The sequence below is a fragment of the Sphingomonas mali NBRC 15500 genome (genome assembly GCF_001598415.1).
In the GTDB taxonomy this organism is placed as follows: Bacteria; Pseudomonadota; Alphaproteobacteria; order Sphingomonadales; family Sphingomonadaceae; genus Sphingomonas; species Sphingomonas mali.
The window spans coordinates 1-11,140 of the sequence record NZ_BCYX01000076.1 but is presented as its reverse complement, the minus strand read 5'-3'; the positions used below and the strand labels follow the sequence as shown (position 1 = coordinate 11,140).

At 64.3% G+C, this 11,140-nt stretch carries 3 protein-coding genes; 1 reads left to right on the top strand and 2 read right to left on the bottom strand.

Annotation, left to right across the window (positions count from 1 at the left end; genetic code table 11):
* Window positions 1-309: 309 nt before the first annotated feature.
* Window positions 310-1,743, top strand: coding sequence for a NosD domain-containing protein (locus SMA01S_RS24355; RefSeq protein WP_084250536.1), 1,434 nt, complete (start codon window positions 310-312; stop codon window positions 1,741-1,743).
* Between the two features lie 764 nt (window positions 1,744-2,507).
* Here the strand turns inward: SMA01S_RS24355 and SMA01S_RS23460 are convergent.
* Window positions 2,508-8,969 carry an autotransporter-associated beta strand repeat-containing protein gene (locus tag SMA01S_RS23460; RefSeq protein ID WP_169804297.1) on the bottom strand — a complete coding sequence of 2,154 codons (6,462 nt, stop codon included), beginning with the start codon at window positions 8,967-8,969 and terminating at the stop codon, window positions 2,508-2,510.
* A 126-nt stretch (window positions 8,970-9,095) separates the two neighbouring features.
* A complete protein-coding gene (locus tag SMA01S_RS23455) occupies window positions 9,096-10,976 on the bottom strand; it encodes a bifunctional helix-turn-helix transcriptional regulator/alpha/beta hydrolase (protein WP_066827820.1) in 1,881 nt (626 codons plus the stop codon).
* Window positions 10,977-11,140: the final 164 nt, after the last annotated feature.

Below are 11,140 nucleotides of genomic sequence, written 5' to 3'. Positions count from 1 at the left end.
GGACATTCGCTCAACTCGCCGGAAAGATATTCCGCTCACCGACGACGAGGCGCGTCGATCCGCGATTGCCAACTGCGGGCCACCCGTTATCGTCCCGACCTAGGTCCTCTCGAATGCTATCGACAAGGCGCAAGCGTCATGGCGTTACTGTCAGCGTTACACAATTTGGTTCGGGCTGCGGTTACGGCCAGGCGCTGCCTGCCCGCCACCGGGCTAAGCCGGCTCTAACTCGGTCGTCGCCGCTAGTCATCTTGTCCAACTGCCCCCTGAAATCACCGATCTTTGACCCGGTTATCCACGAGGAGTGTCATGAAAAGATTCGCGATTGCGCTGGCCGCGTTCTTGATGTTGGTGACATCGGCGCAGGCATTCGGCCAAGCGGCCAATGTCATTACCTTCGGCGCCGATCCCACGGGAACAAGCGACAGTACCGCAGCCTTCGCCAGCGCCGCCGCGTCCAGCAACGATGTCTTCGCGCCTTGTGGGACCTACTTAATCAATTGGACGGTATCGTCGAAAGTAAATTTCAAGTTCTCCGGGGCCGGATATTGTACATATCTGGAGCCTTACGCCTCCGGCGTGGACGCCATAACTGTTACCGGCGGAAATTTTTCGGCATTTGAAAATTTCCAGCTAGTCAACCGCGGAGTGGCTACCGGTGGGAATGGCATTACTATTACCCAGCGGCAGGGAAATACCAGACTGGTCCATATCTCCGCTTCCGGATTTGGAGTAAACGGCGTCAATGTCGTCGGGGGCGCGGCTGACCCGGATCAACTGAGCGGGATAGACGTGATCGACGGCTTTTTTCTCAATAACGGCAACGCCGGAATATCCTACATTTACGCCAACGATTTCCACGTAGCGGGTAATAGTATCGGGCATAATACTCGATATGGCATCTATCAGAGTAATTCTAATGCCGGGCAGGTCACGGGAAACTTCGTCTGGCAGAACGGGGTTGGTGTATTTGCGAACGCATCTCATTACGATTGGTGGTCGAACAATAGGCTTACCCAAAGCAATTCTCAAGGATTCTTCTGCACGACCTGTTACTATTCGACGGTGACTAACAATCAAACCTACCAAAATAATGATTCTACCCCGTACACTGCAGAAATATGGAAATTTGTTGATTCGAACGGCCTCATATTTACGGGAAATAATTCTTTTGAATGGAACAGCAGTCATCATAGCAATTACGGATTGACGATCGATGGGTCATCTAGGAACGCTACGATATCCAATAACCAATTTTCTTCTTATCTGATTTCCGCAGCGAACATTGATCCTTCGGCGCAGGGCATCATGCTTCGTAACAATCTCCCGGCATCCGACATCACGGTCAATAACTGCGCGTCGGGCGGCTTCTTGTCGGGCAATTCGGGCTCCGTCGCCGTTGGCGGAGCCGGTACAACAATTTATTTGGGCGGATCTCAGAGCACGAACGAAAATCAAACGACCTTTCCCGTGTCCACGGCTGCGAACGTATGCGCGTTCAGCGTTTTCGTCGGATCGGCGCCAGGTGCTGGACAATCCTATACGTTCACCCTGCGAAAGAATGGCGTGAGCACGGGGATTACGGGTTCGATTTCCGGCCCAGGCGCGTTCGCCGCGAATGTCTTGTTGCCCGCTAGCGCTATTTCTGTTGCGCAGGGTGACGCGCTCGACATCATGATGGTGTCCTCGGCCGGTGCGCCCGCCACGAACACCCGCTACTCGGTGACCGTGGCGGCTCAGTGATGTGGCGACGGCACCTTCAATAGTTGCTCCAGGGCCAAGGTTGAAGAACTGATCTTCGGATTCGGGAGTACGATGCGCGCAGTATCGCTAGCTGCGCCTACTGCCACATTCGTCTGACACTGCCCTCGCGGCGAGTTTCGACTCGCTCCGCTCCTTCGCAACCTTTCGAGCAAATGCCGCTGCGTGCCTCGCGGACCTTGAGTGCAAGGACGACGGTCAGCCGGTCGTCATCCGGGTGGCGCCTTCAAAAGTGCCCAAGTCCGAACTGAAGGCTTCGCTTAGACTGACAACACCCGATCCCCATCGAACCCCGTTAGCCCGAAAACCCCCGGTTGAAGTTCGTGGCAGCATTCCGGGCGCGTCACTGGAAGCCTGCCGCTCCGCAGTCAGCCCGTCGGCGACGTCGGGGCCACACGGTTGGTGTCCGATTTGGCGGCCAGCTACCCAAAAAGCTGCCAAGCAGCTTACGGCCCATTTTCTGCCATTCCCTTTGCGAATGATCGAATGACGGGATCTGGGCCGGCGGCGGAATGGCGGCTTTAGGGATGAGAGCTATCGATAGAAGCCGTTTCGCGAGAACAGTCGCTCACGATTCATTTTCGCAGAGCTGTTGGCGCAAGGCGAGCTCGCCCCTTGCTGGGATGGGGCAGTCAACGCAGGCTATTGATTGAGCTGGATGCATCGGGCGTCGGGCAACAAAGCCAGCTCTGGACCACGCACCTTAGCGAGTGCCGAGAGGTCTCGGCACTCGCTGGAAACGTGCGTTAGAACCTGATGCTCACTGTCGCGCGCGCCCCATGATCTTGCCAGTGCGACCCGAAGCGTCCGACATAGGAAGCACCCAGGCGCACCGGCCCGACGTCAGCTTCAAACCCGAGATTCAAGACGGCGGCATCCTTCGGTAGGCGGGCGCCCACGATCCGGAACGCGCTGGCGCCACCCGCGAGGCGATTGTCGAGCGTGGCAGCGAGGTCGCCCCAGCCATGCTGCCAGCCGGCACTTGCCTTCAGCCCCACACTCGAACCGAGCGGGAGCCGCGCGTCCGCACCAAGGGTGAGGAAGGTGCTTTGCTGGTCCGCTTCGCCGATCGACAGTGCCGCGGCGCTTCCGGTCTCAGCGAAAGCATCCGAATGGACGCGGACATTGGCGAGGCGAACGAACGGAGCAAGATCGAGCGGACCGTCGACCAGGTCATAGGACAGGCTGCCGTAGAACTGGCGGGTGCTGGCATCGTATAGCCCACGCTGCGTCGTCGCACCTGCGCCGAAATCGACCGTGCGCCTGGTGTGGACCCGGTGCCACGCGACCGTCGCGCCGACCTGCGCCTTGAGCCCGCCCTTGGCATAGCCGAGGACACCGGCGAGGCCCCAGCTCTCCGCTGAAGCATTGCTCGCTCGCGCGTCGACGTCCTGATCGGATTTGAAGATGGTCCCGGCGAGACCGAAGGAAATCCCTTGTCCGGCATAGCCGGCGCCGACCACCAGCCCCTTGTTGTCTAGATCGGCACCCGCCGCGCCGCGTGTGGCGTCGACGCTGCCCCAGCTGGCGGTCGCCGAAGCGATCGGGAAGATCCCGGCGGCGTCTTCACCTGGCGCTGAGGCCAGCAACGCGTCGCGGACCAGGTGGGCATCGTTGGTCAGCGCTGCCGACGTGGTGGCGTAGATCTCGCCCGAGAGCGAGTCATAGGAACGACGCGCCATCGCTGCCGACTGGACCAGCACGCCCTCATAGACGGTATTGCCGATTCCGAGCGATTGCACCGCATCGGCAACCGCGCCCTGGTTCGACGTTTCCGCGACCGCGGCGAATTGGACATCGTTGCGATACAGCGAAAGCGTGATCGCGTTCGGCGCGTAGCGGAGCCGCGGCGTCAGGAAAGCAAGGTTCGAGGTTACCGAACCGAAAGTGCCGCTGATCCCACCGGCGCTGGTGAGGATCGTGTAGTCGGTGCGCGGATTGTAATTGCCGTTTTCGGCGAGCACCTGAACCGTCGCGGTGCTGGCGATGCTCGTCGCGCCGGTGACGTCGATCCGGTCCGCCGCACCGGCGGCATTCGCCTCGACCTCGTAAACCGCTCCTGCGCCGAAGGCGAGGTCGCCACTGACGGTGAGACGGCCGATCGAATTGCCAGGGCCGACGCGTCCGCCATTGACGGTCGTGCTGCCGACGCGGCCATTGCCGCCCAGCGTTCCGCCCGAGCCGAGCAACACGGATGAGACGATCGCGCCATTCACCTTGAGCGTGCCGTCCTCGATCGTGGTGGTGCCGGTATAGGTGCTGTTGCCGGTGAGATTGAGCTGGCCGCCGCCGGTGAGAGTCAGGCCGCCGCTGCCGGTGATCGTGCCGGCGAAAACGCTGTTCTCGTCCTGATTGATGGTAAGCCGGCTTCCCTCGAGATTGATCCCGCTCTGCGCCGAGCCCGACAAGCCGCCGATCTTCTGATCGGTGCCGCCCAGGTCGAGGGTGCCACCGGCAAGGTCGAACTCGGTCGTCGGATCGATCTGCCCGGTGAACTTCACCGATCCACCGAGAATGCTGGTGGTGCCGACGAACTTATAGCCGCCCTCGAAGGTCAGCACGCCCGCGCCGCGCTTCTCGAGCAGTCCCGAACCGGAGAAGTCGCCGACGAAGCTGTAGGAGTCCGACCGCGCGTAGACGAAGGTCCCGTCATTGACGAGATCGCCGGTGAAGCTGCCGCTGGTGCCGCCGTCGCCGAGCACGAATACGCCGTTGCCGATGGTCCGGATGTCGCCCGCCATCGAACCGGTGAGCTGGAGCGCGCCATTGGCAACGATCGTCCCGCCGGTATGCGTGATCGTATCCGTGTCGATGCCGACCGTCCCGGCGCCGGACAGCAGCAACGCGCCGGTGCCGGTTACGGCGAGCGGGTTTTCGTCATCGATCAGCACATCGCTGCCGAAGTTGAGCACGAGTAGCCCGTCGTTGCGGACGTTCTGCGTGACGATAGCGCTGTCGCCACCGCTGTCTGGCACTTCGTTGACCTGTAGCGCGGCGTCGGCGGCGATCGTGACGCTCTCGAACGCGCCGACATAGCCCGAGGTGCTCCAAAAGCCGCTGGTGGCGGCGAGCGTCTCGAAATTGTCGAGCCGTCCGATCGTCTGGCCGGCAACCGCCTGGTTGCTGCTTCCGATCAGCGCCACGCCGTCGCGCCCAGCACCGCCGTCCACCGTGCCCTCGATGCTCGAGCCGGTACGCAGGACCAGACGGTCGTCCGCGCCGCTCAGCGATACGGCGAGACCGCTCACGCTCTCGATGCGGCCAGCATTGTCGAGCAAAGTCGCTCCGCCGGCAGTGATTGCCGTGCCCGCGCCGAGGATCGTACCGCGGTTGACGATCGTCCCGCCCTGCCCGGCGACGATCGCCGAGCCGCCGTTGCTGGTTAGCGATCCGCTATTGTCGAGCTGCAGCGCGTTCGCCGACTGCACCGCATGGCCCGCGGAGACGATCACGCCGCTGTTGGTTAGAGACAGATCGCCCTTGGCATCGACGCCCAGATTGCCAGCATCGATCCGTCCCGAATTGACGACGGTCGCCGAAGTGAGATCGAGCAGCACACCCGTACCGTCTCGGCTCCGGATGGTGCCGCCGTTGGTCAGATTGCCGGTCTTGCCCGCGAAATTCTGGCTGACGAGCACGACGCCGGTGGTCCCGCCCTCGATCGTTCCGGCATTGTCGATCGTGCCGCCGCCGGCGAGGAGAATGCCGTAGCGCGCGCCGCTGATCTGGCCGCCCGTTTCGTTGACGATCGTGCCGATCTGCGCACGACCGCTGTCCGCGCCCGGATACCATTGCATCTGGATGCCGTCGGCAGTGGCGCCTGCGCCTCCTTCGATCCGGCCGCTGTTGCGCACGGTGCCGCCACCATACAGCGCGACGGCATCGTCATTGTCGCCGCGGATCGTGCCGCTATTGATCAATTGCGTATCGGCGCTGAACCAGGTGAAGCTGGTACCGCCGGCCGGATTGGGCGTGCCGAGCTGGGTGGTGACGATGCCATAATCATGGCCTGAGATCGTGCCGCTGTTCCGGATCACTGCCGAGGATTGCACCCGCACGCCCGCCTCGGGCACTGCCGAGAGACTGGCGCGGGTGCCGTTGCCGCGGATCGTGCCGGCATTGTCGAGCACCAGCGCGCCGCGCTGTGCGACGAGCCCGCTGCCCGAGCCGGTGAGACTGCCCGCGGCGCCGACATTGACGACGAGATTGCCGCTGCCGTTCAGCTGCGTAGCGGCGAACTGGCCGGTGCCGACGACCGAGACCGCGCCATTGACGTCGAGCGCGATGTCGCCACCGCCGCTGCTCGCCAGATCGACGGAATTGGCGCCGCCGCCAGTTGCCGTCACGGCATTCAACGCCACGTCGATCGCGCCGCTGCCGCTGCGGGCATGCACGCCTGCCGAGCCGCTGCCCGCCACTGAGATGGTGCCCTTGCTGTCCACGCTGATGCCGCCGGTGGTCGCGACGGCCTGAATGCCGTGCCCGCGTGCGCCACTGGTGGTTACATCGCCGCTGACGATCGTGACTCCGCCGGTATCGCCACGGCCGAAGATGGCGACGCCGTCCGTACCCGCCGTGGTAACCTTGTTGCTGGTGATGGCGGCGGCGGCGCTGGTCGAGGCCGTGACACCCCATGCCGATGTGCCGGCCACCGAGGTGACGTCCGCGGCGATCGAGACATTCCCGCCGGCGGCGGAGATGCCGGTCACGCCGTCGGCGGTGAACTGGCCGTTCAGGATGTCGAGCCGCGTGGTCGTGGTCGTGCCCGCGGTGATCACGATGTCGCCCGTCGTCGTGCGCGCGAACACGCCGACATCGCCGCCGGCGCCGACCAGAGCCTTGCCGGAACCGATAGTGACGTCGCCAGCGCCGCCGTAGACGACGATGCCGGGGCCGTTCGGTGTAGTGACACTGCCGCTGCTGATGTCGACGGTGTCGCCCGCCCAGACATAGATGCCGGCGCCGCCGCCACTCTCGCCGCTGGTGATCGCGCCGCTCTCGATAGCGATCGGGCCGCTATGATCGACGGCGATCCCCCAGCTGCCGGCACCGCTGGTCGTGATCGTGTCGCTGGTGATCGACAACGCACCCGTGCCGCCCTGGGCGTCGCGAAGGCCGTAAGCGGGGCTCGCGACATTGGCGACGACGATGCCCGAGGCGTTGGTGCCGCTCGTCTGGATGGTGCCGCTATGGATCGTGATGTCACCGGTCATGATCGCCCCGCCGCCAACGCTGGTCGGCACGAAAATGCCGGTCGCGCCGTTGCCCGAGGTCTGGATCGAGGCGCTCGCGATCGACACGTCGCCATTGGCCGATCGGGCGCGGATACCGAGCGCATCATTGCCGGAGGTGACGATCGAACCGCTGTCGACCGTCACCCCCGCGCTCCCCCCGGCCCAGATCGCGGTGCCCTGCAGCCCGCTGGTAGCGACTTGGTCGCTGGTGATGCCGACCGTGCCGGTGGTGCTACCATAGATTCCGAAGGCGGCATTGCCTTTCACCGAGACAATGCCGCTGTCGATACTGACATTGCCGCCTTGGCTCGACACGCCAGAGATGCCGTCGGCGGTGAACCCGCTCGCCGGCTGGATGCCGTTGGTCGTGGTTCGATCGGCAGTGATCGAGACGTCGCCGCTGGTCGTCTCTACATAGATGCCGACATCGCCGTCGGCGCCGACCTCTGTGCTGCCGGCATCGATCCGGACGTCACCGTCTTGGCCGTAGACGACAATGCCCGGGCCGCCGCGGGTGTACAACGTGTCGCTGGTGATATCGACGGTCGAGCCCGCCCACATGTAGATGCCGCCCGCCTGCGCGTCGATCGCGCCGCTGGTCAGCGCGATCGCGCCGGCATGATCGAAGACGATCCCGCGGGCGCCGGCACCGGATGCGACGATCGAATCGCTGTTGACGGTGAGCGTACCGGTGCCCGCCGTCGGCGAGGGTGCGCGGAACTGGTAGCCCGGATCGGCCGATCCGCCAACGACGATGCCGTGCGAGAGGCTTCCGCCGGTCACGATCGTACCGCTGTCGATCGCGGTGTCTCCGGTCATCCCGCTGGTGCCGTCGAAGCTGACGACGAAGATGCCGTTCGAATTGTTGCCGGCCGTGGTGATCGCATCGCTGGTGACTTTCACCGGCTCGGCGGTGTAGGCCGTGTAGCCGTCGACGAGGATGCCGGTCGAGTTCTGCCCGGCGGTCGCGATCGTGCCGCTGTCGACGGTTATCGCGGCGGCACCGGCGGCGGTGATGCCGTTGCCGAAGGCGCCGTCGGTGACGACCGAGTTGCTGTCGATGACCAGATCGCCGGTCGCGAGAACTTGGATGCCGTACTGGCCATAGCCATGCCCGATCGTCTCGTCGGCCTTGACGCTGGCCCCACCTGCGCCGGCGCTGACGTAGAGTGTCGCGGCGGTGAAGCCGATATTGGCGGTGCCCTCGGCGCGGCCGCTGGTCAGGTCGACCGAATAGCCTTGGCCTATGATCGCATTGCCACCTGTCGCGGCCGCCGACTCGCTGGTGATTAGCGTGTTGCCTGCGGTGAAGCCCAGCTCTGGCCCCGAGAACAGGGTGGTCGTGAAAATACCGCGTGTATAGCCGAGCGTGGTCCCCGCATGGATAATGATATCACCGCCGCCCGAATTGGCATGAATGCCGCGGCCGTTGTCGGCGCCGGTCGCGACGACGTTGATCGTGCCGCTATCGATGACAATGCCGCCCCCGTTGGTGACCGCCGAGATGCCGAATACCTGACCGGTGCCTGTCGTGTGCACGTTGCCGCTGATGATGTGCACGCCGCCGCCGCTGGTGGTCGCCAGAATTCCGCTGGCTCCGGCGCCGCGAGTTTCGACCGTGCCGCTGTCGATCTTCACGCTGGCGGAGCCGCCCTGCGCCTCGATCCCGTGGCCCAGCGCGCTCTCGGTGAAAACCGAGTCGCTGTTGATCGTGATCTGTCCCGAGGTGGAGGCAAGGATGCCAATGCCGCCGCCGTTGGGCACCGTTATGGCCCCGCTGTCGATGACGATCGGGGAACCGTCGTTCGAAGTCTCGCGAACCGCTTGCGCCGCGGCATGCGCGGTAGGGAGCAGCGAGCAACCGAGGGCGCTGCCGGCGAGCAACATTCGTCCGAGCGCGCGGCGCCCGAGGCGGCACCTGGCGGGCGCGACAAGCTTGCCAGCCCGGCCAGCGGTGGATTTTTCGTAAGCCATTTTACCCCCTGCACGTAACGCGAGGGCATCGCTCCCCCGGTTGCCCGGGACTGGCGTCGCGATTGCCGGCTGGATATCCCCTTTTGTGGGGTTAGGTTGCGTTGAGAAAGCCCTAGCCCTGCACGGTCAGCGTGCCGGTATGCCCGTCAGTGTGCGTGCGACAAGGTCAGCCTTCGTCATGGCGAGAAGACGTCCCGCGGCCTTGACCTCGACAAACTCGGCGCGGGGCAGAATCTCCTGCCAATAGGCATGCACGTCGGCGGGATCGTGCAGCGGGTCATGTTCGCCGATCAATATCGTCCAGCGACTATATCCGGGTCGTGGCGCGGGGCGGGTCGCTGTCGCCATCGCGATCTGCTCGTTGACGTACCCCGCCACCCGTCCGGTCGCGAACATTCTGACCGCCCGGTAATAGTCGGCACGGATCTGAGGATCATGGATGGCGTCGAGATCGGGCGGGCTCCCCGCGAACGATCGTTCCATCATCCGCGCCACCCGCTCCGGGGTCAGGTGCGTGGATAATAGGCGGACCATCACGGCGACGAGGCGTGGATTGCGGAAATAGGCTTCCTTGACCGCGCCCAGCGGACCCCAACGGCGCCCATGTTCTTCGGTATGCGGATCGGGGTTTACCAGGACGACACGGTCGATCAGGTCCGGCGCGGCGTCTGCAAGCGCCAGCACATGTTGTGCACCGCCGCGCGCAACCACGTCCAGCGACGCGATCTTGAGCTTGCGGCAAAGCGACAGGACATCGCGCGCCGCGACGGAGAAGGGATCGTGCCAGCCCGGCTCCATTCCCGGAAACGGATCCGACATGCCGAATCCCGGCCGGTCGATCGCGATGGGCCGGCCGCCGGCGGCCTGCAGCGCCGCCACCAGCGCACGGCTCACGGGCCGGGAGGTCATGCTGCTGTGCACGACGAGGACGGGCTTGCCCGATACGGGACCGTAGTCGCTCCATGCGATGCGCGTTCCGTCGGCGCGCGGCATCATGCGGAGCGGCTCGGCATGATCGTGCTCTAGCGCGACCTGACTTTGCGTCGCGGCCGTGATGCATGACAGCGCCTGCGCTTCGATGACGGCTCGCGCCAGCGCAGCGGCGCTGGAAACGCCGAGACAGTCATAGGTCCTATCGAGTTCCTTCTTCGCCGTCGCGCGCGAAACGCCGAGCCGCCGCGCCGCCGCGTCGCGCGACAGGCCTTCGGCGATCAGGGCGGCGAGCGCCGCCTGACGGGGCGAGAGTCCCCAGATGTCTTGTAGGAGATCGGGGGCACCGCCCTCGGGGAGGACGCCGAAGGCGAGCGATGCGAGATTCGCGACCAGCGCCGGAAGCCGATCGACGCCAACCCGGCGCATCGCTTCGGACAGGGTTTCGCGTGCCGTGTCGTAAGAGATGGCCAGTTGAGCCGCCGCTTGCTTGATCGTGCCGCACCGGATGGTCGCCATGGCCACGCGCGTCTGCAGTCCGGTCAGGCCGAAGGTCTCGCACGCGGCCTTGAGCGGTGTTGCGCGAAGGCTGGTGATCGTCGCCAGAACCACGATGTGCCCATTGCCCCGCTTGGCCCGATCCCGTATTTCCGGCGGGAGAATCCACGACGCGGCCTGAACGGCGGCGCCGTATGCGAAGATCACCGGATCGAGCCCGCCATTGCCCGATTCGATGGCGACGGGCGCAACGCAGGTCTGCCCGGTACGAAGCACCTGGCTGACGACCGCCGAGTCGATATATCGTTCTGCCTTCTCGGCCGCGAAGACCGTACTGGCCGCGACCACACGGCCCGAGGCGTCGACGAGTGCCGCGGCCAGGCTATCGGGGCTGAGCAGCGGATAGATTCGCATTGCCTCCGATCCAAAATCTCGTTCGAGATCCTGTTCGATCGAGTTCGCCGCCGTGCGGGCAGTTTCGATCATGGTTTCCGGGTTATCGAGCCAGCGCCGCATAGCCCTGTGGAAGCCGGCCGCGGGAAAGCTCTCGTCCGGAGCGGAGCTGATATTGGCGGACATTGGATTTCCTGGCGAAGCGAGAGATAACGCTGAAGTTATGCTAATAAACCCCTCAGGACAAAGGGAATAGATTGCTGCGCAAGATGAAGGGCCGTACGTCCGCTTTCAGGATTGCCTGCCTCGATCGTGAACGGCGGCAATTGGGCGGATTGTGTTGAAAAACT

Excerpts from the sequence above, each read along its gene's own strand:
- SMA01S_RS23460 (WP_169804297.1), bottom strand. The coding sequence starts at position 8,969 with ATGGCTTACGAAAAATCCACCGCTGGCCGGGCTGGCAAGCTTGTCGCG.
- SMA01S_RS24355 (WP_084250536.1), top strand. The coding sequence starts at position 310 with ATGAAAAGATTCGCGATTGCGCTGGCCGCGTTCTTGATGTTGGTGACA.
- SMA01S_RS23455 (WP_066827820.1), bottom strand. The coding sequence starts at position 10,976 with ATGTCCGCCAATATCAGCTCCGCTCCGGACGAGAGCTTTCCCGCGGCC.